The organism is Neptunicella plasticusilytica (genome assembly GCF_047922965.1).
Classification (GTDB): Bacteria; Pseudomonadota; Gammaproteobacteria; order Enterobacterales; family Alteromonadaceae; genus Neptunicella; species Neptunicella plasticusilytica.
Genome location: NZ_CP150481.1, coordinates 3,513,399 through 3,533,819 on the forward strand (window position 1 = coordinate 3,513,399; position 20,421 = coordinate 3,533,819).

General features: G+C 47.1%; 22 protein-coding genes. 10 read left to right on the plus strand and 12 right to left on the minus strand.

Annotation, left to right across the window (positions count from 1 at the left end; genetic code table 11):
• Positions 1-69 precede the first annotated feature (69 nt).
• From V1467_RS15840 to ylqF, 5 genes are all read left to right on the plus strand, one after another.
• Positions 70-984 (plus strand): ABC transporter permease, encoded by a 915-nt coding sequence (locus V1467_RS15840; protein WP_416308718.1) that lies wholly within the window; start codon positions 70-72, stop codon positions 982-984.
• Between the two features lie 22 nt (positions 985-1,006).
• Positions 1,007-1,855 carry an ABC transporter ATP-binding protein gene (locus V1467_RS15845; RefSeq protein WP_416305939.1) on the plus strand — a complete coding sequence of 283 codons (849 nt, stop codon included), beginning with the start codon at positions 1,007-1,009 and terminating at the stop codon, positions 1,853-1,855.
• Positions 1,856-1,884: 29 nt separating this feature from the next.
• On the plus strand, positions 1,885-3,105 hold the full coding sequence (locus V1467_RS15850) for an alginate export family protein (RefSeq protein ID WP_416305940.1): 1,221 nt from the start codon (positions 1,885-1,887) through the stop codon (positions 3,103-3,105).
• A gap of 173 nt (positions 3,106-3,278) precedes the next feature.
• Positions 3,279-3,650 (plus strand): DUF2750 domain-containing protein, encoded by a 372-nt coding sequence (locus tag V1467_RS15855; protein ID WP_416305941.1) that lies wholly within the window; start codon positions 3,279-3,281, stop codon positions 3,648-3,650.
• A gap of 74 nt (positions 3,651-3,724) precedes the next feature.
• A complete protein-coding gene (ylqF, locus tag V1467_RS15860; RefSeq protein ID WP_416305942.1) occupies positions 3,725-4,732 on the plus strand; it encodes a ribosome biogenesis GTPase YlqF in 1,008 nt (335 codons plus the stop codon).
• A gap of 23 nt (positions 4,733-4,755) precedes the next feature.
• Here the strand turns inward: ylqF and V1467_RS15865 are convergent, their stop codons facing one another.
• The 4 genes from V1467_RS15865 to V1467_RS15880 form a co-directional block, all read right to left on the minus strand.
• Positions 4,756-5,658 carry a GGDEF domain-containing protein gene (locus V1467_RS15865; protein ID WP_416305943.1) on the minus strand — a complete coding sequence of 301 codons (903 nt, stop codon included), beginning with the start codon at positions 5,656-5,658 and terminating at the stop codon, positions 4,756-4,758.
• A gap of 362 nt (positions 5,659-6,020) precedes the next feature.
• Positions 6,021-6,254: a hypothetical protein gene (locus V1467_RS15870; protein ID WP_416305944.1), complete on the minus strand. Its 234-nt coding sequence runs from the start codon at positions 6,252-6,254 to the stop codon at positions 6,021-6,023.
• 151 nt (positions 6,255-6,405) lie between these two features.
• Entirely contained in the window at positions 6,406-6,759 is a 354-nt protein-coding gene (locus V1467_RS15875) for a hypothetical protein (protein WP_416305945.1), read from the minus strand.
• On the minus strand, positions 6,749-7,150 hold the full coding sequence (locus tag V1467_RS15880; protein ID WP_416305946.1) for a hypothetical protein: 402 nt from the start codon (positions 7,148-7,150) through the stop codon (positions 6,749-6,751). The genes V1467_RS15875 and V1467_RS15880 overlap by 11 nt, the downstream gene beginning before the upstream one ends.
• Positions 7,151-7,224: 74 nt before the next feature.
• On the opposite strand from V1467_RS15880, the gene V1467_RS15885 reads away from it, so the two are divergent.
• From V1467_RS15885 to V1467_RS15900, 4 genes are all read left to right on the plus strand, one after another.
• Entirely contained in the window at positions 7,225-7,530 is a 306-nt protein-coding gene (locus V1467_RS15885) for a hypothetical protein (RefSeq protein WP_416305947.1), read from the plus strand.
• A gap of 335 nt (positions 7,531-7,865) precedes the next feature.
• Positions 7,866-8,420, plus strand: coding sequence for a GbsR/MarR family transcriptional regulator (locus tag V1467_RS15890; RefSeq protein ID WP_416305948.1), 555 nt, complete (start codon positions 7,866-7,868; stop codon positions 8,418-8,420).
• Positions 8,421-8,504: 84 nt separating this feature from the next.
• Positions 8,505-9,881, plus strand: a complete 1,377-nt coding sequence (locus V1467_RS15895; RefSeq protein ID WP_416305949.1) for a cytochrome ubiquinol oxidase subunit I — start codon at positions 8,505-8,507, stop codon at positions 9,879-9,881.
• The gene (locus tag V1467_RS15900; protein ID WP_416305950.1) at positions 9,878-10,873 is read left to right on the plus strand and encodes a cytochrome d ubiquinol oxidase subunit II; all 996 of its coding nucleotides are present in this window, start codon (positions 9,878-9,880) and stop codon (positions 10,871-10,873) included. The genes V1467_RS15895 and V1467_RS15900 overlap by 4 nt, the downstream gene beginning before the upstream one ends.
• Positions 10,874-10,895: 22 nt before the next feature.
• On the opposite strand, the gene V1467_RS15905 is transcribed toward V1467_RS15900, so the two are convergent.
• The 8 genes from V1467_RS15905 to V1467_RS15940 form a co-directional block, all read right to left on the minus strand.
• Positions 10,896-11,333, minus strand: coding sequence for a hypothetical protein (locus V1467_RS15905; protein WP_416305951.1), 438 nt, complete (start codon positions 11,331-11,333; stop codon positions 10,896-10,898).
• 96 nt (positions 11,334-11,429) lie between these two features.
• A complete protein-coding gene (locus V1467_RS15910) occupies positions 11,430-12,224 on the minus strand; it encodes a DODA-type extradiol aromatic ring-opening family dioxygenase (protein ID WP_416305952.1) in 795 nt (264 codons plus the stop codon).
• Positions 12,225-12,240: 16 nt separating this feature from the next.
• Entirely contained in the window at positions 12,241-13,044 is an 804-nt protein-coding gene (locus tag V1467_RS15915) for an ion channel (protein WP_416305953.1), read from the minus strand.
• Between the two features lie 24 nt (positions 13,045-13,068).
• Positions 13,069-14,310, minus strand: coding sequence for an ABC transporter permease (locus V1467_RS15920; RefSeq protein WP_416305954.1), 1,242 nt, complete (start codon positions 14,308-14,310; stop codon positions 13,069-13,071).
• Positions 14,307-15,515, minus strand: coding sequence for an efflux RND transporter periplasmic adaptor subunit (locus V1467_RS15925; protein WP_416305955.1), 1,209 nt, complete (start codon positions 15,513-15,515; stop codon positions 14,307-14,309). Before V1467_RS15925 ends, V1467_RS15920 begins: the two co-directional genes overlap by 4 nt.
• Positions 15,512-16,501: an HlyD family secretion protein gene (locus V1467_RS15930; RefSeq protein WP_416305956.1), complete on the minus strand. Its 990-nt coding sequence runs from the start codon at positions 16,499-16,501 to the stop codon at positions 15,512-15,514. Before V1467_RS15930 ends, V1467_RS15925 begins: the two co-directional genes overlap by 4 nt.
• Entirely contained in the window at positions 16,501-17,517 is a 1,017-nt protein-coding gene (locus tag V1467_RS15935) for an HlyD family secretion protein (protein ID WP_416305957.1), read from the minus strand. Before V1467_RS15935 ends, V1467_RS15930 begins: the two co-directional genes overlap by 1 nt.
• Positions 17,501-18,184 (minus strand): ABC transporter ATP-binding protein, encoded by a 684-nt coding sequence (locus V1467_RS15940; protein WP_416305958.1) that lies wholly within the window; start codon positions 18,182-18,184, stop codon positions 17,501-17,503. The genes V1467_RS15935 and V1467_RS15940 overlap by 17 nt, the downstream gene beginning before the upstream one ends.
• Before the next feature lie 183 nt (positions 18,185-18,367).
• Here V1467_RS15940 and V1467_RS15945 point away from each other — a divergent pair, with 183 nt between their 5' ends.
• Entirely contained in the window at positions 18,368-20,389 is a 2,022-nt protein-coding gene (locus V1467_RS15945; RefSeq protein ID WP_416305959.1) for a TonB-dependent receptor, read from the plus strand.
• Positions 20,390-20,421 lie beyond the last annotated feature (32 nt).

Consider the following 20,421-nt stretch of genomic DNA (forward strand, 5'->3'; position numbering starts at 1 on the left):
AACTTAACAACCCGGCTAACTCTGCCAGACGCGCTGTCGCATCAGATTAAAAACCATGCTTTAGAACTGATGAAATCGCTACTGGCTCCCATTGCCGGAATCAGTCTGTTTTTATTTTTATGGTCCATAGCGGCGCAGAATATTGATACATCACTGGGCCAATTTCCCGGCCCAAGTGCAGTGATGAACCAATTTCAGGCGTTGTATCAGGATCATCGGCAGGAGCGACAAAAGGCCGCCGCATTTTATCAACGGCAGGAACAGCGCAACCAGCAACGCATCGCCGCCGATCCAGGCTATGAACCTAAAATAAGGCAATATACCGGCAAGAAAACCTTTCTGGATCAAATCGGTACCAGTCTGGTTACGGTGATGTGCGGCTTTGTCACCGCCGCGGTTATCGCTATTCCATTGGGCATAATGCTGGGGCTCAGCCGCCGTTTATATGCAGCAGTTAACCCGATTATCCAGATATTTAAACCAGTATCGCCGCTGGCCTGGCTGCCGTTGGTAACCATGGTCGTCAGTGCCTTGTATGTCTCCGACGATCCGGCAATCCCCAAATCTTTTGTTAACTCGATGATTACTGTCAGTCTGTGCAGTTTATGGCCCATGATGATCAATACCTCCATCGGAGTCGCCTCACTCGATCAGGATCTGGTCAACGTCAGCCGGGTATTACGCTTACCTGCGCTTAAACATGTACAGAAAATCGTTCTGCCAGCCTCAATTCCAGCCATTTTTACCGGCATGCGTTTATCACTCGGAGTCGCCTGGATGGTGCTGATCGCTGCCGAAATGCTGGCGCAAAATCCGGGACTCGGAAAATTTGTTTGGGACGAATTCCAGAACGGCAGTTCCGATTCTTTGGCGCGCATTATGGCAGCTGTGGTGGTCATCGGTTTTATCGGCTATCTGCTTGATCGGGCCATGTTGATACTGCAACGGCGGGTTAGCTGGGACAAATCCGCCACCATGCTTTAGTTGTATAACAGGAGAAACACTCATGAGTATTTTACTGGATATTAGCCATATCGATATGACATTCCCTACAGCTAAAGGTGAGTTTGTCGCGCTGCAGGACGTAGATCTTAAAATCAATAAAGGTGAGTTTATCTCGCTCATCGGTCATTCGGGCTGTGGCAAATCCACTGTATTGAATATTGTCGCCGGTTTATATCAGGCGAGCGGGGGTGGCATCATTCTCGGTGATCGGGAAGTCACCCAACCCGGCCCAGAGCGCGCCGTGGTGTTTCAGAATCATTCGTTGCTGCCCTGGCTTAGCGCCTACCAGAATGTGGAACTGGCGGTAAAACAGGTATTTGGGCGACGCAAGTCCAAAGCTGAAACAAAAGACTGGATTGAGCACAATTTAAAACTGGTGCATATGGATCATGCCATGCACAAACGCCCAGATGAAATATCCGGTGGGATGAAACAGCGTGTTGGTATTGCCCGCGCATTGGCGATGCAGCCTGAAATTTTGCTAATGGACGAACCCTTTGGTGCGCTGGATGCCCTGACCCGTGCCCATATGCAGGACTCGCTAATGGAGATCCAGGCTGAACTGAACAATACAGTGATTATGATCACCCACGATGTGGACGAAGCCGTTTTGCTTTCTGACCGGGTGGTGATGATGACCAATGGTCCAGCCGCCACCATTGGCGAAATATTAGCGGTTAATCTTGAGCGCCCACGCGATCGGCTGGCGCTGGCCGAAGATAAGGAATACAACCGTTTACGCTCCTCCGTTTTGCGCTTTTTGTATGAAAAGCAACGCAAAATCGAACCCATCGAAAAACCTAACAAAGCCGCAACACCAGTTGCGGCACACACTAATAAAGCAATTTAACACTCAACACACTTATGGAATAACACAACATGCAACACACCAAATTACAGCAAAAAACGATAACCATAAGCTTGGCCAGCCTGTTTTGCAGTACTTTTAGCGCTGCGCCTATGGCGGAAAGCGTTAACGATATATTCACCGACACCCATGCCAAAATAGATATGCGTTTGCGTTACGAATCAGTTGACCAGGACAATGCCCTTAAAGATGCCGACGCCCTGACATTACGCACCCGGTTTAATTTTATCACCGGCAGTTACAATGGTTTTTCTGCCGTGTTTGAACTCGAAGACAGCCGCAGTGTGCTTGGACTGGATAATTACAATAATGGCAATGGCAGCAAGTCTGACTATTCGGTGATAGCCGATCCTGAAACCACCGAACTGGATCAAGCCTTTCTGCAATATATAAATGCAGACTTTAGGGTTAAGTTAGGCCGCCAGGTCATTGCACTGGATGGTCAACGTTTTGTCGGTCATGTGGGCTGGCGTCAGGACAAACAAACCTTTGACGCCGTTTCAGCCATATATCAACCGCTCAAAGAGCTGAAACTCACTTACGCTTACGTGACACAACGTAACCGCATTTTTGCCGAACAAAAGGATATTGATGCTAGCGATCATCTGCTTAACGCAGCCTACATCACCCCAATTGGAACACTGACCGGCTACGCCTATTTACTGGAGGCCGATAATGGCAGCGACAACGGTCTCGATACCTGGGGTGCGAGTTTTGCCGGACAATCTCAATGGAATGAGACTAGTGTCAATTATCGATTCGAATATGCCTCTCAGGATGCCGACAACGGTGCCTCCTCTTTTTCGGCTGATTATCTGGCTGCAGAAGCCGGAATCAATCTAGCGGTGGTGGATATTAAACTGGGTTACGAATCATTAGGCTCGGATAAGGGGCAATACGGTTTTGCCACGCCCTTGGCGACCTTGCACAAATTTAATGGCTGGAGCGACCAATTTCTATCCACCCCCACAGTCGGACTCAACGATGTCTATGCATCAATAGGGGGCAAAGTGATGGGTGGCCAATGGAATCTGATTTACCATGATTTTAGTGCCGATAAAGCTTCCAGTACTGTTGATGACTTAGGTAATGAAATCAACGCACTGTTTAGCAAAAAACTGGACGATCACTTTTCTGCCGGTACAAAGCTAGCCCGTTATTCAGCGGGAGACGCCCCTGCCGGCAAGGTGGATACGGATAAAATCTGGCTATGGCTGGGGGCCAGTTTCTAAACGATTCATTACGACAAAAGGATTTGTCGAACTTTTGTTCTCCGTTTTATACGTTGTCATCTGCAGGATCTGTTTATCTTTGTTACCTTTTGTTATCGACAGCTATTTTTTCTGGCAAAAAATGGGATAATTATCATTATTAAATAATGAGTTATCCATTATTAAGGAACATTATGAGTCAGTCGGTATCGGAAGCACATGCTTTTTGTAAGGAAGTCGCCAGAACAGGCAAGATATGGTGTATTAAAGACAGTGCAGGAATTCCCACTCCAACGGGTGATGGCGGGATTAAAACCATGCCATTCTGGTCAAGTGCGGATAAGGCCCAGGATATTGTCGATAATGCTAAAGCCTACGCTGGCTTTGAAGTATTCGAAATATCCTGGGAAATGTTTAGCACCAAATGGCTACCAGGGCTGGCCAATGACGAATTACTGGTCGGGGTAAACTGGAGCGGCGAGCATGCCATCGGACTGGATATGGAGCCGGAAATTCTCAAAGAAGCGATTGAATATCAGATCAATCAGGACGACTACAGCGACTAGCGAGATTAGCTGCCGGCGACGACGCTGCTAAATTCCAGTACAATAGCCGCATTGCATTTTTCAGGCGTTATTTAATGTCCATCCACTGGTATCCGGGCCATATGCACAAGGCCCAAAAAGAAATCAAACAGTTACTTCCACAGGTCGATTTACTGATCGAAGTTCTGGACGCCCGCATCCCCTACTCCAGCGAAAATCCGGCTATTGCCAAAATTCGCGGTGACAAGCCCTGTATCAAAATTCTGAATAAAACCGATTTGGCCGACCCCGATGCGACACTGGCCTGGCAGGCTTATCTGGAGCAACAAAAAAACGTCAAGACCTTTACCACCAGCATAGAGGAACCGGGCAAAATTAAGCAGTTGCTGGATTTGTGCCGTAAAATGCTGCCTGAAAAAGACGCTGGCATAAAAACCATTAACGCGATGATTTGCGGTATCCCCAATGTGGGTAAATCCACCCTAATTAACCATTTAGCCGGACGGATCATAGCTAAAACCGGCAACGAACCCGCCGTCACCAAAGCGCAACAACGGATTAACTTGGGCAGCGGTATTGTATTATTCGATACGCCCGGCATTTTATGGCCCAAGGTAGAAAACGCCAACAGCAGTTATCGTCTGGCGGTCACTGGCGCAATCAAAAATACCGCAGCAGAATTTGACGATATGGGCTTTTTTGCCGCCGACTATCTGATTAAAGCCTATCCTGACTTGCTGAAACAGCGCTTTAAACTCGATGACATTCCTGATACCGAAATCGAGTTCCTGGAACTGGCCGCTAAAAGCCGTGGGGCGATTATGGCCGGCGGACGAGTTAACCTGCATAAAATTTGTGAAGTGCTGATCAATGAATTCAGGCTAGGCAAAATAGGCAGAATAACCCTGGAATCACCGGATATGGTGGAACAGGAAGAAGCAGAAATGGAGCGACAAGCTGCGGTCAAAGCCAGCAAGGATGCAGAACGCAAACAGCGCTTTAAAGACGGCTCACTGACTCCGGATAAAAAAGACGCCAAGCAGATACGAATTGAAAAACGCAACGAACGCTCGGCACAGCGCAAACGCCAAAACAGGAAATAAGTTGCGCTTCACCCAGTGCCAAACTAAGCACAAACAACAGTATTTTTGCCTTTGCGTTTAGCCTGATATAACGCGTTATCCACGCGTTTTAACGCATCTTCGTAACTCTGATCTTGCGGCACAAAAGTTGTTACGCCAATACTGACGGTGGCTTCAATCCCGTCCTCAGAAAATGATGCGAGCTCCATTTTAATGCACTCGCACAATCGGGCAGCGAATTGCCCGGCGTGCTCAATTTCGATATTGGGTAAGGCAATCACAAACTCATCGCCACCAAACCGGCAGGCAATATCAGTTTGCCTAAGTTGTGAACGACAAATATCGGCAATGGCAAGAATCACTTTATCACCAACGTGGTGGCCCAATGTGTCGTTAATCTGTTTAAGATTGTCGAGATCAAGCATCAGCACAGAAGTTTCCGTGGAATGACGCACAAAGCTTTGATATTGAAGGGTTAAATCCCTTTCCATCCGGCGGCGATTATACAAGTTCGTCAGTTGATCAGTATCACTAAGGGTACGTAATCGGCTTTCCAGCTCATGGCGCTCCGAAATATTACTGGCCACCCACAGCACTACTTCTTCATCCTCAACCAGAAAATCCAGTGCCTGGATCCGCCCCTCAAACCAAATCGGTTTATCCGGCCCTTCATCAGGCAAACCTTTTACATCGCTATTACTTAATTCGTATTCCTCAATTAATAATTTTCGGCTTTGCAACGCCGCATCTATTTTTTGCAGAAACCAGTCGGCCTTGTCAGCACGAATCAAATCACTGATCTTTAAACCGACAAGGCCACTACCATCATGGTAGTAACGGGAATCTTTACCACCGAACACGGCGACGTACTTGCCACTGCGGGACAGGATAAAACAGGGATCGGGCAAGGCATCAAGTACAGAGGCCAAATGATTAAAACTAATCATCACCCTATCCTGGCAAGCGAACTGGAGACACAACTAACTGCATAAACTTCATCTTGTGCTGAATCGATCTCGACATTGAAACTGAATGACTATAGCACTACATTTTTGTCACTGACGCAACAACGGATATCCATCTATTTACCCTTGTTAACCAACCATGATGGAATACAAAAGAATGCTCGGATTAATCTATAAACATATTAATCTCGATGGACTGGACCCGTTTGTCTGCGAGACGAAAAATTATCGGTGAAGATCCGGTATCTCCATATCTTACCCAATAACGTATTTCCGACTGTGTATATTGAGTGGGGATCCCGAAATCGGCAAAAACTGCCTCACTCTTTGCACCAATGTAACACTCAAAGGTTATTTGCGGATCGCAATGATAAATGGTTAATGAGCGAAGCAATTCCTTTTGAATAGGCTGTTCCGGTTGACCAAAGGCAAATCTGCCCACTACCAGTTGAATAAAGCCGTAATCCAAGAAAGATGATTGGCTGCGCCAACGCCATAATCCGTTCGGCCTGAGCGCGGAGCAGTCGAAGGGTGAATGTTTTATCGGCTACGCCGACGGCATCCATGCCTTTTTTCACGCCCGGTCCCATGGGGCGCAACCCTATTTACTGCGCACATCCATGTGCTTCGTCCTTCGGATCAGCTAAAGCTGTTCCAATTCATTCCCGATGAATTGGTGGAAAGACCCAAATAGGCGACAAATTTTTCTGGAAATAATTTGAACGCACTTTAGTGCGGCCCCAAGGCGCAGGGCAGGATGCCCGGAGTAAAGGTGCTTCGCGACACAAACTTTCTTGATCCGAATAAAACACCGGCTTTAATATCGAAATGGCCAAAGGTAACGTCCGTGTAAAGCATTGGCCTTGTCCGAACATCCATGTTCGGCCATTCGACAAACCCGCGTTTTTTCGGGAAAGTGAAGTCGCTAGATAAAACCAAAGTCGGTAATGTGCCAGAAGCGGACCATCGGTAACGCCGTGGTTTGGGGCAGCCGAAACAAAGCGAAGCGGCGTGTAGGCTGTCCCAGCCGCGCGATTTTTGCGCGGTGAACAACACCACCTTGTTATGTGTTTTACCTGCCATAGTAAGTTATTGACCCCATTTGATGGACAAGGTGCTCAAAGTACAAAAACTGCTTTGCTTGCTCCTCGGCTGGCATTTGCCTAAATATGTTGCGAGCTTCAGGTGCAAGGGTGCGGACATAACCTGCGCCGTTGACTGCAAGATAGGTAACATAGAAACCTGACTGCATAGGAACAACTTGAAGATTACCTCTTGTAGCCCAGTAATAGTTGTCGCCTTCTTTAACGATAGTGACTTTGTTTTCGGAGCTTTGAGCCTTGGTTAATAGGCTTGTATTGGATGAGTTTTCATTTGTTTCTATTTTCTTGACTGGATAACCTTCGAAGACCACTTCAGCAGCGTTAGCCACAAACGGTAGCATTAGAATTATTCCGATGATTATTTTTCGCATGATCTCTCCTGACACATAACAGTGTATTAGCGCGACCTTGCAAGCTCGTCTACCTTGTAAGGTAGGGGGGATTTATGTATCGACACACTAATAGAGTTTCAAAAAATATTTATAAATCAAACAGTAATCAAAAACAACAAGCTCAGCAAGAGAATGATGAAACCAATCCGGTGCAAAAAACTCCCAACTTGAGAAGGCTAGTAATTATTACCGACTATAACAGTGGGGAGCCAGTAACGCACAAATTAGAGTTATTCAAAACTGACCATATTGACTGCTACAAGGTTTTTGTTGACTGGAGACTTTGGAAAGAACGAATTGGATGGAGCAATATTCTAAAAGGGATAAGAAAAGCCCTGCCTAGATTACTCAGGGTGTGAAAGACTATAATTCGCTCTAAGCTGCCATAGGGCAAAACTGGATCATAGTATCGTGCCTGCTATAGATAGTAACTTAAGACTATCGTGCTAAATGTTTAAGCTCCGTTTCTTAAATGAAACATAATTGGGTCAAGAATTTATGACCCGACATTAATGGCGTTTTTTTCACCTAAAACACCTATACAGCCTTTATTTGCAAAGAGTTTCACGCTTCTGGGCACTTCTTTGGAAACTCAAAACAGTCCCATACTTCCAATATCAAAATGTGTTTGACCCAACCACGCTTAAATTCTATACTTTCAGAAATTTCTGAAAATTCAAATAAAAGAGTATTTATGCCTTTATCTGCCGAACTCGAATCCTGTGTCATGCACTTTGGTGAAATGGGCAGCCGTTGGGGGTTTAACCGCACTGTGGGCCAGATGTTTGCCCTGATTGTGTTTACCGAAGAACCACTTAATGCGGATCAGATTGCCGCGACCTTAGGTATTTCACGCGGAAACGTAAGTATGGGCATCAAAGAATTACAAAGCTGGCAGCTAATTCGTACTCAGTCACTCCCTGGCGATCGCAAAGATTATTTTAAACCTAATGGCAGTATCTGGGACTTGGCGATGCAGGTGATGGTGGAACGGCGAAAACGGGAAATGGATCCTACACTGTCCTTATTACGTAGCCAGTTGATTGCCAATGAAAACAATGACATCAGCGAATATACCCGGACACAAATGCATGACATTCATAACCTGCTGGAAATGTTTGGTGGCTGGTTTGACGATATGCAACGCATGAAGCCGGAACAGCTTAAAACCTTGCTAAAACTCGGCTCCGGCGTTGGCAAAGTACTGGATATGAAAGAACGCCTGCTTGGTGAAAAAAGCACGGACTAAAAAGGTTCTGGCTTAACAAGATTCTGGGTTAATGCCTACAGCGTTGACCCGACAAAATTTCAATTTAACCCTCAGGAGTATCTGATGCTAGATACCTTAATATTGTCGCGGATCCAGTTCGCTGCCAATATCAGTTTTCACATTCTGTTCCCCACCATTACTATTGCACTTGGCTGGTTCCTGTTTTATTTCAAGGTTCGCCATGATATTTCCGGTCATCCGGTGTGGATGCGAATATATCGCTTTTGGGTAAAAATATTCGCATTAACTTTTGCCCTGGGCGTGGTCACCGGGATTACCATGTCATTCCAGTTTGGTACCAATTGGCCGGGTTTTATGGAAAAAGTCGGCAATATTGCCGGTCCATTGCTGGGATACGAAGTACTGTCCGCTTTTTTCCTCGAAGCGACTTTCCTGGGTGCCATGCTATTCGGTATTCAACGCTTACCCGGCTGGCTTCATACTCTGGCAACTTTTTTAGTAGCCGTGGGAACCAGTATATCGGCATTCTGGATAATCGCCCTCAATTCCTGGATGCACACTCCAACAGGCTTTGAAATGATTGATGGCGTTGCCCATCCCACCGACTGGTGGCAGATTATTTTCAATCCGTCCATGCCTTATCGGCTGGCTCATATGATGATTGCATCCGGTTTAACCGCCAGTTTTTTGATTGCCGGTATTTCGGCTTATCGGCTCCTTAAAGGCGATAACAAAAGGGCGCCCAAAGTGGCGTTAAGGATCAGTATTTATGCTGCGGCGATTCTTATCCCGATCCAGATTATGGCGGGCGATATGCACGGTTTAAATACCCTTGAACACCAACCGCAAAAAGTGGCAGCCATGGAAGGGGCCTGGAAGACCGAAAAAGGCTTGCCGTTATTATTATTTGCCTGGCCCGATGAACAGGCCAAACAAAACCACTTTGAAATCGCAGTTCCTAAAATGGCCAGTTTGATCCTGACCCATAAACTGGATGGCGAAGTCAAAGGACTGGAAGAATTTCCGGAGCATCCGCCGGTTAAACCGGTATTTTTCAGCTTCCGGGTCATGATTGGTATGGGCTTGTTAATGTTGGCGATTAGCTGGTTTGTCGGCTTCGGTATCTTGCGCCGACGTTACCCGTCCAAACTCATGCTGAAAGTGTTGGTGGGGATGTCCTTCTCTGGCTGGATAGCAACATTGGCCGGTTGGTATGTTACCGAGGTCGGTCGTCAACCCTATCTGGTGTCCGGCGTACTTAAAACCGCCGATGCCGTTACCCCCATCGCCCCGGCGAATGTCGGTTTCTCGTTGGCCATGTATCTCATCCTGTATGCGGTGCTGATGTTGGCTTATTTACAGACGGTATTTTATATGGCCAGAAAATCCGTCGACGTCGATGAATTTGAAGATCTCAATAGTGTGCAAGATAAAACCGTAAACGCGGAATTGGACGACAAAGAGGAAAATCCGGCATGATCGAAAGTAATCTTCCGACAATATTTCTAGCCTTGATGGGACTATCGGTGCTGATTTACGCCATGCTGGACGGCTATGATCTCGGCGTAGGTATATTGTTACCTATGGATAGCCGCGAACAACGCGACAAGATGATTGCCTCCATCGGCCCATTTTGGGACGCTAACGAAACCTGGCTAGTGCTGGCCATCGGCATATTGCTCATCGCCTTTCCTACGGCTTATAGCCTGGTACTTAAAGAACTGTATATTCCAATCGCGTTAATGCTGGTCGCCCTTATTTTGCGCGGGGTGGCGTTTGATTTTAGGGCCAAGGCCATTACCAGGCTGCAAAACCGATGGGACAGACTATTTAAACTGGGTTCCATCACCACTGCCCTGACCCAGGGATATAGCCTGGGCATGTACGTGATGGGTTTCGAGCACAGTTTGCATGCTTACGGATTTGCACTGCTCAGTGCCGCTGGCGTTACAGCGGCCTATGCCTATATTGGCGGCGCCTGGCTGGTGCTGAAAACTGAAGGTGAAGTACAGAAATATGCGGCCAAATGGGGACGTCGAGGTGGCTGGCTGGCCGCCATTGGCATCGGCGCTATTTGCATAACCAATCCAATGATCAATGAATCGGTAGCGGCTCGCTGGTTTACCCTGCCAGAAGCAATTTTGCTGTTACCCGTACCCTTGATGTGTATTGTGCTGGTCGTGGTAGTCGATCGCTATTTACGCCGTGTTCCGCATGCCAGCGACTTTGGCTGCTGGATCCCCTTTACGGGTGCCGCATCATTATTTGTACTGAGTTTATTGGGATTGGCCTACAGTTACTTTCCCTATGTCGTGCCTAACCGATTGACCGCAATTGAATCGGCCAGCGCCAGCGAATCCTTGATGTTCGTATTCTATGGTGTGGCTATCGTTTTTCCGGTTATTCTGGCCTACACCGGCTTGTCATACTGGATTTTTAGGGGCAAATCTACCGAACTTAAATACTGGTAACCGAGGTCGTAACTATCCCTGTCTAGACATGCCAATTTTTAGCTTTAGACAGGGATTCAATCTGCTGGTATGCCAGCAATTTATTATTTTGTTCAGCATAGCCGCTGTTATCCAGCTTTTCAGCTGCCCGCTCCGCCGCTTCACGCACCATTTCCTCCAACTGGGTAGTGAGCATTTCCAGTTGCTTTTTTTGCTGTTCGGTCGGGTTTTCCAGCTTCTCCAGCTGTTCTATCTTGTCTTTTAGTTCGTCCATTTTTTCTTTGTCCAACCCAATTCGGTTGGCCAGCATCTGTTCGAATGCTTCACTGAGAAACACTTTGTCATCCGCAGCTTTATTCTGGTCAGAATCTGCCACCGTTTCGGCATCTTTTTGCCGGGTTGCAGAGGCCTGAGATTGGCTGGACGCCGAGCTATTTGCAGCAGATGTAGGCGTGGTATAAGACTGATTGCTAATAAACATGGGCTTAACTCATCCGGTTACAATGGCTAGGTTAGGCTTCAGCAATTAAAATGCCAGTTTCTGCAGGCTCTGTTGGTTTTTGCTATGTGGACTTCGCTACCAAAGATACATACTGGCTTGCTTATTGATGATTTGCAGCTGATAGACTCGGGAACAGTAAGTGCCCGTCACACCGCAGCATACATGTAGAGGTAACAGATGTTCCTCTCTGGGATGACAAAAACGGGCAGCTGGGGCGTTTTCCCAGTCAACCAGGCGTTGCCTTCTTTGCTGCTCAGACAAGTTCGCACTGCTACAGGTTTCGATTAACCACTGTTCAAATGCGTCATTCATTGCGCGCGACTCAGCGTTATCAGGTGTGAAAAACGCTCGCATATTATGAAACGAAAAACCGGAACCGATGATCAACAGATTGTCATAATTCAACTTTTTTAGTGCCGAGCCGATGTTCAGATGTTGTTCGGCATCCAGGCTGTTAAGTAAAGAAAGTTGAACACAGGGAATATCCGCTTCGGGATACATAATTTTAAGCGGTACAAACATACCATGGTCAAAACCCCGTTGCGCATCCAATTGACAGGCTATCCCTTGATGTTCCAGTTGTGCCTGAACAAGACTGGCTAGCTGCGGGTCGCCGGGACAGGGGTAGTTGATATGGTAGGATTCTTCCGGGAAGCCGCCATAGTCATAGATTAATCGCGGCATTTTCCCTGATGTCACCGTCGCAACCGGCTCTTCCCAATGAGCGCTGATAACAACGATGGCGGAGGGTTTACTGATTTCCCTGGCGATAGACTTAAGACAATCCACCATTTGCTGATGTCCCGGATCTGCCAGTAAAGGCATGGGTCCACCACCATGAGATAAAAATAATACCCGAGTATTGTTCACTTGCTCTCCTGGCGGATTAATCCGTGCCTTCAGTGGTAATATGCAGCACTTCGCCACAATGTTTGCAATGAACGGCATCGCTATCATGACGGTTTAAACCACAAGAGGGACATTCATGGCGAATCTTGCCAGGTCTGAATATGGTCTGGAGTAAACGCAGAAACAACGAAATGCCAAAGATCATGATCAACACTGCCAGAATGTGTCCACTGGTACCGATCAAGGTAATATCGCCAAAACCTGTGGTGGTCAGGGTCGCGATGGTAAAATACAGCGCATCAACATAATCATTTATCGCCGGATTACTGCTCTTCTGACTGACATAAACTACCGCAGTAATCACAAAAATAAACACCAGCAAGTTAACCACACTAAAAATCACATCTTCGTATTTACGTACAAAATTGGACTGCTTACGCAAGCTTTTGATCATGTGGTAAGAGCGCAGCAACCGTAATGAGCGGGCGATACGAAGAAAACTGAAATTTTGCGCCAGCGAGGGCGCCAGCAACGAAAAAATAACGATCAGATCCGCTAACCCTACCGGGTGAAAAATATCGCGGATGGGCTTGTTACTAATCGACAGACGCGCTATCAGCTCTAGCAAATAAACAACCCCAATCGCTATCTCTATTACACGCCAGTCATCACCATGATGAACAAACGAAGCTGCGACAAAATAAGCGATAGTTATCGCGTCAAACGCCAGCAGCGCCCAACGGAAATTTCGCGCACGCGAGCTTGAACCGTTATACAAATGATCGATTTGCTGATGAAGTCGCGACCAGAATCCCTGACTGGATTGTTGTTTATCTGTCATTGCGTCTTCATCCTTTTGGTTTAATCAATCACTATGCAGGGCTTCAATCGGGTTAAGCTGCGAGGCTTTGATAGCGGGGAATACACCAAAACCGACACCCACCGCCATACAAATAGTTAATGACAGGAATATCGCCACCATTGACCAGCTCACCGCCCAGCCGGAATAAAAGCCGATAATTTCAGACAACGCCAGTCCAAATACAATCCCCAGCAAACCACCTAATACCGAGATCGTAAAACTCTCGGCAATAAACTGTAGTTTGATATCTTGCTGAGTGGCCCCCACCGCACGTAATAATCCAATTTCTTTGGTCCGCTCGAGTACATTGGCGAGCATAATATTCATAATACCAATACCACCGACTAGCAAGGAAATACCGGCCACACAGGCCATCACGATATTAAAAATTTGCTGGGTTTGCTTTTGTTGGGCCAATAATGCTGCCGGAATAATCATCTGATAATCTTCCGCCTCGCCGTGGCGCAGCTTGAACAACTGGGAAACCCCCTTGGCCGCTATCATAGGATCGACGTCATCGGATATTTTCAGTTTAATCATATCCAGTTCACTGGCCAGCGCATTACTGTTAAGTTTCTTCAAACTGGTGCTCAGAGGCACAAAAATACGCGTACTGTCACCGCCAATCTTGACGCCCTGAAATTCATCTTTAGCCATATAGGGCGCAGCTAATACTCCCACAACCTGTACCCAAAGATGATTGACTTTAACGTATTTTCCCAGCGCATTGCCGTCAGGAAACAGCTGTTTAGCCGCGCTGGAACCTAACACCGCCACCTGTGCGACAGCTTTGTCATCTTCATCTGTCAGGGTGCGCCCCTGCTCGGTATGCATATTGGACAAGCTGAAATGATTGGCCGTCACGCCGACCAGATTGACATCGGCCTTGCCGTCACTGCTGTACACAGATTGGGTCTTCACCCGGCGTTCGGCGCTGTGATCCACCACAAAAGGTAAAGTGCTGGCAGCCGCTTCCACATCCGCCAGAGTCAAGCCGAGTGATTCCTGACGAATTTCATTCAGCTCTTCGTTGGCAAACACCTTGGATTCGATAATCAGGTTCCTGAGCCCCATCGAATCAATCATTTTTAACGCCTGACGTTCCGCTCCTTCGCCAATATTCAACATAGCGATGACGGCTCCAACCCCGAAAATCATCCCCAGCAAGGTCAGTAACGTACGTAGTTTATGCGCTGCCATTTCTTCCAACGCATCAATGATTAATGGAAAAAATCGGCCAATCATGACTTGTCATTCTCCGCGCTGCTAATCACGGGTTCACTTAATGCGATGGCATCACCTACATTTAAGCCATCAACAATTTCCACAAAATACAAGTTCTTACGGTCGGTGGTGACATTTTGACGCACAAAATCCGTGCCCTGTTGTAGATACACAAAATTGTCATTCTGCTGATTGAAGATAGCTTGTAACGGAATAATCACTTTGGGCTCGGGTGGCTTGACCTGAATATGCGCGATGACTTTTTGCCCCGGCTGCATCAGGTCATTTTTTTCAGGTAAATCAACCACCAATTCAAAGTATTTGGTCGGATTACCGCGTTTTATGGTACGTGAAAAACCCGACACGCTGGCCAGCTCTCCATGTAACAACTGATCCGGATAGGCTTCCATGGTCAACGTGACCGGTTGCCCCTGCTCCAACCCAATTGCGTCTTTATCCAGTACATAAATCTTGGCCTGCATGCGTTCCAGATTGGGAATTTTGGCAATGGTACTGCCGGGAAAAACCGTTTGACCAACACTGGCTTTATCACCTCGCCAGTTCTTTTCGTACACCAACAACCCGTCGTAAGGGGCTACGACCTCAAGTCTGGACAGGGCATCTTCGTGCTGCTGATATTTGGCTGCATGACCGCGCTTGCGGATACTCAACACGTCAAGGGCGCTTTGATTTTGCTCCTCAATACTTTCCTGTTTCCAGTCAATAAACTCGTCCTTGACGCCAAGGTACTCTTTATTCGACAAGGTATCGATAATTTCCAGTTTGGAATACAAACGCAGATCATCAATTGCGAAGGTATCAACAAAATCAAATTCTTTACCGATCAGCACTTCCTCGGAATTAAGTTCATTTTCCTGCTTGTTACGTTCGGCATTTTTCTGGCGCATATCCTTGTCCAGCAACATCATCGCCAATTCTTCCTTGCGGCTATCCAACGCCAACTGCTCGGGATCAAAACGGGCCACAACCTGCCCTTTTTTAACCCGCTGGTTTTCCTCGGCCAACCAGGCGATAGTCATGGGTCGCCGGCCGGGTGAAGCAATATTGGTCGCTTCTGCGGCTTCCAGTTCTCCAAAGGCCGGGATAACAATTTCAAACTCGCGTTGTTCAACCTCATAAGTTGGCACTGTAATTTGAGGCGGCTCGGAACAACCGGTTAACAGTGCGCCAGCCATAACTGACAATAGCAGTATATTGTTGGTCATAAGACCTCCACTTTAGCTTGCATACCAGGACGCATTTCAGCAGGCCCACCGCCGTTTAAGTCAACCAGCGCGTCAAATACCACTTTGGGATTATTCACCGATTTGGGATGGTAGGCCTCAGCCAGTTCGGCGACCTTGCCCAAAAAAGCTTTTTCAGGATAGGCCTCAAATACCACTTTGACTGGCTGGCCGCGTTTCAGTTTGGCTGTATCCGGCTCATCAAATTCCACTTTAATCGCCACTTCATCTAACGACGGAAGCGTCAACAAGCTGCGCCCCATAAATACCGTCTCGCCCACTGCCGGCTTTTCATCATTCCAGTTAACATACATTACCAGACCGTCTTTCGGCGCCCTGATTGTCAGCTTTTCTATATCACGACGAATCGAATTTGCGCGGCTACGCATAGTATTGATTTTACCCTGACTGACTTTACGGTTAATTTCTCTGGCTTTTTTATGATGAGCCAGACGCTGTTTGGCTTGCGCCAGCTTTTCGGCATTAAATTCATAGTCGGCCTGCTGTTTGTCTTTTTCTATTTTTGAACGTGACAGGTCGGTAATATCGGCTTTACGCTTGGCGATGTTGTAGTTCATTTCTGCCTCGGCCAAGGCCAAGACTAAATCATGTTGCTTGGCTTCATCGTTCAGAGCCTGATTTTCGGCTTTCTTAATCTCGGCGTTTAATTCACTTTCCCGGCCAATCAAATCGGTTTTTAGTTTTTGGCCATCAAATACCAGAATAACGTCACCTTTTTTTACTTCGGTATTTTCGGCCGCCATGCTTTCAATTTTGTACTGCCACATACGTCGGACATTAGGAGGGCCAATAGTGGCGGTTTTTAACGAAACCAGCTCTGCAGACGCGGTAATGGGTGGAATGTCTTGTGAGATGCTGGATGAACTTTCACTATCGCAAGCGCCAAGTACGCAAGCGATAAGACAGCATCCCGTCCAGCGAATCAGCTTAGTGTTAAATAACAACATTAGTTACCCTCCTGGACAGTCTTGTTTATAGCCGTCTGCGAACCTTGAGGATCAACATGGACCCGCACGCTCATGCCGGGGAAAATCGGATGTTTCAGCTTGGCATCAAAACCGATTTCGAGGTGATAATAGGCACTATCACTCCATTGCTGTTTTTGTTCTGCCTGACTGCTCATATTAATAATATGCCCGGGGTAATGCTCATCTGGATAAGCATCCAGAGTCAGTGTAAGCGAGACATCGTCAGGCACCAGTTTAACCGCATCGATTTCATGCACCCAGGTTGAAACCTGATAGGATGACTGCGCCTGTACTGCCAACACTTTCCAGCTTGCTTCCACATTGGTTCCGGCGGCAATTTTTTGTGAATTCCACGGATGCATCATATGGGTAACCGGGCCGGACACTTCTGCTACCACACTGAGCTTGTCTAGCTGGCTGCGCTGATAGTCGATATTTTCCTGCAATTTGATTATTTCAATTTTTTGCTTTTGAATACCGACGTCGCGTGCAGCTTGCGCCAGCTTAAGTTCTTCCTCAGCCTTGATTTTTTCCATCAGCGCCCGTTCATAGGCAATCTGATATTTGCCCTTCTCGTAATTACTCACTTCACCATCGGGAATATTCGCCTCGATCCGCGTTTTTTTAACCGTGATAACAGCCAGTTTGAGTTTACCTTCGGCTTCAACTACCGATTGATTTAAATCCATCTCGGTTTTAACCAGTTGTAACTTCTGCGTTTCCAGCGATTCTTCATTCTGCTCCAGTTGGGACTGAATCCCGCCACCATCAAATACGGTGATCAGATCGCCCTTTTGTACCACTTTACCTTCTTCAGCTAGCCATTGAATTTGTACTTGCCAGCGATCGGTGCGTGGTGCGGTGACAATTTGGCTTTTGGCTGAACTCACCACACCGGTGAGCAACAAGCTATCTTTTTGATCAGCTGCAAAACTGGCGCTGGAAAATACGCCAGTAGCCAATAACAACCCGCCGAGTTTACTGAGTAATCGCATAATCCAGATCCAGTATTTTGCCATCCCGCATCATCACCACACGCTGTGCATGTGCAGCAATATCGTCTTCATGAGTCACCATTACAATGGTCTGTCCCTGTTGATGTAAATCCTTCAGCAACGCCATAATTTCCACCGACGTTTTACTATCCAGATTACCGGTAGGCTCATCAGCCAACACCACTGTGGGTTCGTTGATCAGTGCCCGGGCGATGGCAACGCGCTGTCGCTGACCGCCCGACATTTCAAACGGTTTATGTTGCATACGATGTCCCAAACCAACCTTCTTTAATAATGCAATGGCGCGCTCTGTTGCCTGCTCATCACTTACATCGGTATAACGCAGGGGCAATTTAACATTGCCAATGGCATCCAGCTTGGGCAACAGGTGAAAAGTTTGAAAAATAAAGCCGATATGCTTATTGCGGATGCTCGACAGTGTGTCATCATCCAGCTTGGCAACGTCCTGATTATCCAGCAAATACTGACCACTGTTGGGCGTATCCAGGCAACCCAGAATATTCATTAAAGTGGATTTCCCCGAGCCGGAACTGCCCATAAAGGCGACAAACTCATTTTCATTAATTTTCAGCGATACATCCTGCAATGCATGTACCTGCTCTGCGCCATTAATGAACGATTTACATATATTGTTAAGCTCCAGCATTACCGGTTCCGACTACCTGCGACAAACAACAATCACCTAGCCTAACGATTAGCCCTGGGGTAAGCAACTAACTGATCAGGTGAATACTTTAATTTGACTAAAAAATACGACCAATAGAAACAGAGCCTGTACGGAGTAAATTTGTGTACACTGAATAACACGATAATCAATCCATTCGGCTGTATGCACAGAATAATAACAATTTGCCTGCTTATATGGTGCGCCGCACCGCAGGCTCAGCAAACTGACTGGGAAACCATTATTGTCAAGGGTAATCGACAAGCTCAGACGATAACCGAGCTTTCATCCAACATTGCGGTGCTAACGTCACAGGATATAAACCAGCAACGTGCTATCCATATCAATGAATTGCTATCACAAGTGGCCGGAAGCTGGATCAGTCGCGGCAATGGACAGGAAAGTCTCATAGCGATCCGCTCGCCGGTGCTCACCGGCGCTGGCAGTTGCGGTGCCTTTTTGATTGCCGAAGATGGCATTCCAATCCGGCCTGCCGGCTTTTGCAATGCTAACCAGCTATTTGAAATCAATAGCGAACAAGCGGGACAAATCGAGGTTATTCGTGGGCCGGGCAGCAGTATTTACGGCTCCAATGCGGTACATGGTGTGATCAACATTCTGTCTCCCGATATATTGAACCAATCGCCAATAAATATCGGACTAGAAACGGGACCAGATCAATATCAGCGTGGGAAATTCAGCCTATCCCGACATGATAATCATCAAGGCTGGATGGCTTACGGTAATGTCAGTAAAGATGCGGGCTATCAGCAAGATGCCGGATATGAACAGCAAAAATTGAACCTGCTTCATCAACTGCAACATGATGATTTTAGCGCTAAGACAGTGCTGACTGGCACCCATATTAACCAGCATAGCGCCGGTTTTATCCAGGGCAAAGACAGCTATAAAAATGAAGAAGTTAGACGTAGCAACCCAAACCCTGATGCCTTTCGACATGCCAGCTCAACACGCTTATCCAGCCATTTGACCTGGGTGACAGAACATGAGCGGACTTTTAGCCTGACACCTTATTTCAGACATAGTGATATGACATTTTCCCAACATTGGCTGCCCTGGCAACCTGTGGAACACAATCAGCAGCAGAGTGCCGGCTTACAGAGCCAGTACGAGGTTAACTGGCAATCACTTAAATTGCGGTCAGGATTGGATATTGAATGGAGTGACAGCGAGTTAACCGAGACCCAGACACAACCGTTTTCCGCTGCAATTCCGCCAGGACAACATTACAACTATCAGGTCACCAGCCGGTTAATCTCCCCCTGGTTGCAACTTGACTGGCAACTCGGCAGTGCCACCCGCTTAACTGGCGGATTGCGTTTTGATGATACCCGTTATGACTACCGCAACCGGCTTGATGTTGGCAGCGCTTGTGGTGCTGATATAGCCGAATGCCGTTTTTATCGCCCGCCAGATACTCAACTGAGCTATCAGAACTGGTCACCGCGATTAGGTCTGGTTCATCAATGGCGGGCTAATCAATATGTTTATACCAATCTATCCAGCGGCTTCCGGGCACCACAAACAACCGAGCTTTTTCGTTTGCAGGCTGGCCAGCAAAGTGCAGATTTAGACGCCGAACAATTGACAAGTCTGGAAGCAGGGTTGCGCGGCGGTGGCTCTGGTTTTTCCTATGATCTCAGCCTGTTTATGATGCGCAAGAAACATTTTATTTTTCAGGACACCGAGCGGCACAATATCAGTAACGGTAAAACCCGGCATAAGGGCCTTGAATTAACCGCAAGTTACCGGTTCACCGAAAGTCTTTTATTACAAGGCAGCGCGACCTTTGCCCGTCATCAATATGCCAATTCTATTCGCATTAGCAGTGAGGACATCAATGGCAATGATATCGACACCGCCCCTAAAGTGATGGGACAACTCGCCCTGAACTGGCAACCCGATACGGACTACCGTGCCCAGCTGCAATGGCAATATCTGGGGCGTTATTATCTGGATCCGGAGAATAGCGCCACTTATCCCGGCCACAGTTTATTGCACCTCAACACAAGCTACCCGCTGAGTAACAGTATTGATCTAAGCATCAATATTCGTAATCTGACCAATAAAAATTATGCGGAAAGAGCGGATATCGCCTTTGGCAATTATCGTTATTTTGTTGGTTTGCCTCGTTCGATATATCTGGGAATAAACTGGCAAATGTGAATAGGACAACCTTTTCCAACAATGGAAATAGG

Excerpts from the sequence above, each read along its gene's own strand:
- V1467_RS15880 (WP_416305946.1), bottom strand. The coding sequence starts at position 7,150 with ATGCGAAAAATAATCATCGGAATAATTCTAATGCTACCGTTTGTGGCT.
- ylqF (WP_416305942.1), top strand. The coding sequence starts at position 3,725 with ATGTCCATCCACTGGTATCCGGGCCATATGCACAAGGCCCAAAAAGAA.
- V1467_RS15885 (WP_416305947.1), top strand. The coding sequence starts at position 7,225 with ATGTATCGACACACTAATAGAGTTTCAAAAAATATTTATAAATCAAAC.
- V1467_RS15915 (WP_416305953.1), bottom strand. The coding sequence starts at position 13,044 with ATGACAGATAAACAACAATCCAGTCAGGGATTCTGGTCGCGACTTCAT.
- V1467_RS15925 (WP_416305955.1), bottom strand. The coding sequence starts at position 15,515 with ATGACCAACAATATACTGCTATTGTCAGTTATGGCTGGCGCACTGTTA.
- V1467_RS15875 (WP_416305945.1), bottom strand. The coding sequence starts at position 6,759 with ATGGCAGGTAAAACACATAACAAGGTGGTGTTGTTCACCGCGCAAAAA.
- V1467_RS15905 (WP_416305951.1), bottom strand. The coding sequence starts at position 11,333 with ATGTTTATTAGCAATCAGTCTTATACCACGCCTACATCTGCTGCAAAT.
- V1467_RS15850 (WP_416305940.1), top strand. The coding sequence starts at position 1,885 with ATGCAACACACCAAATTACAGCAAAAAACGATAACCATAAGCTTGGCC.
- V1467_RS15930 (WP_416305956.1), bottom strand. The coding sequence starts at position 16,501 with ATGTTGTTATTTAACACTAAGCTGATTCGCTGGACGGGATGCTGTCTT.
- V1467_RS15865 (WP_416305943.1), bottom strand. The coding sequence starts at position 5,658 with ATGATTAGTTTTAATCATTTGGCCTCTGTACTTGATGCCTTGCCCGAT.
- V1467_RS15920 (WP_416305954.1), bottom strand. The coding sequence starts at position 14,310 with ATGATTGGCCGATTTTTTCCATTAATCATTGATGCGTTGGAAGAAATG.
- V1467_RS15840 (WP_416308718.1), top strand. The coding sequence starts at position 70 with ATGAAATCGCTACTGGCTCCCATTGCCGGAATCAGTCTGTTTTTATTT.
- V1467_RS15945 (WP_416305959.1), top strand. The coding sequence starts at position 18,368 with ATGCACAGAATAATAACAATTTGCCTGCTTATATGGTGCGCCGCACCG.
- V1467_RS15855 (WP_416305941.1), top strand. The coding sequence starts at position 3,279 with ATGAGTCAGTCGGTATCGGAAGCACATGCTTTTTGTAAGGAAGTCGCC.
- V1467_RS15895 (WP_416305949.1), top strand. The coding sequence starts at position 8,505 with ATGCTAGATACCTTAATATTGTCGCGGATCCAGTTCGCTGCCAATATC.
- V1467_RS15940 (WP_416305958.1), bottom strand. The coding sequence starts at position 18,184 with ATGCTGGAGCTTAACAATATATGTAAATCGTTCATTAATGGCGCAGAG.
- V1467_RS15845 (WP_416305939.1), top strand. The coding sequence starts at position 1,007 with ATGAGTATTTTACTGGATATTAGCCATATCGATATGACATTCCCTACA.
- V1467_RS15890 (WP_416305948.1), top strand. The coding sequence starts at position 7,866 with ATGCCTTTATCTGCCGAACTCGAATCCTGTGTCATGCACTTTGGTGAA.
- V1467_RS15935 (WP_416305957.1), bottom strand. The coding sequence starts at position 17,517 with ATGCGATTACTCAGTAAACTCGGCGGGTTGTTATTGGCTACTGGCGTA.
- V1467_RS15900 (WP_416305950.1), top strand. The coding sequence starts at position 9,878 with ATGATCGAAAGTAATCTTCCGACAATATTTCTAGCCTTGATGGGACTA.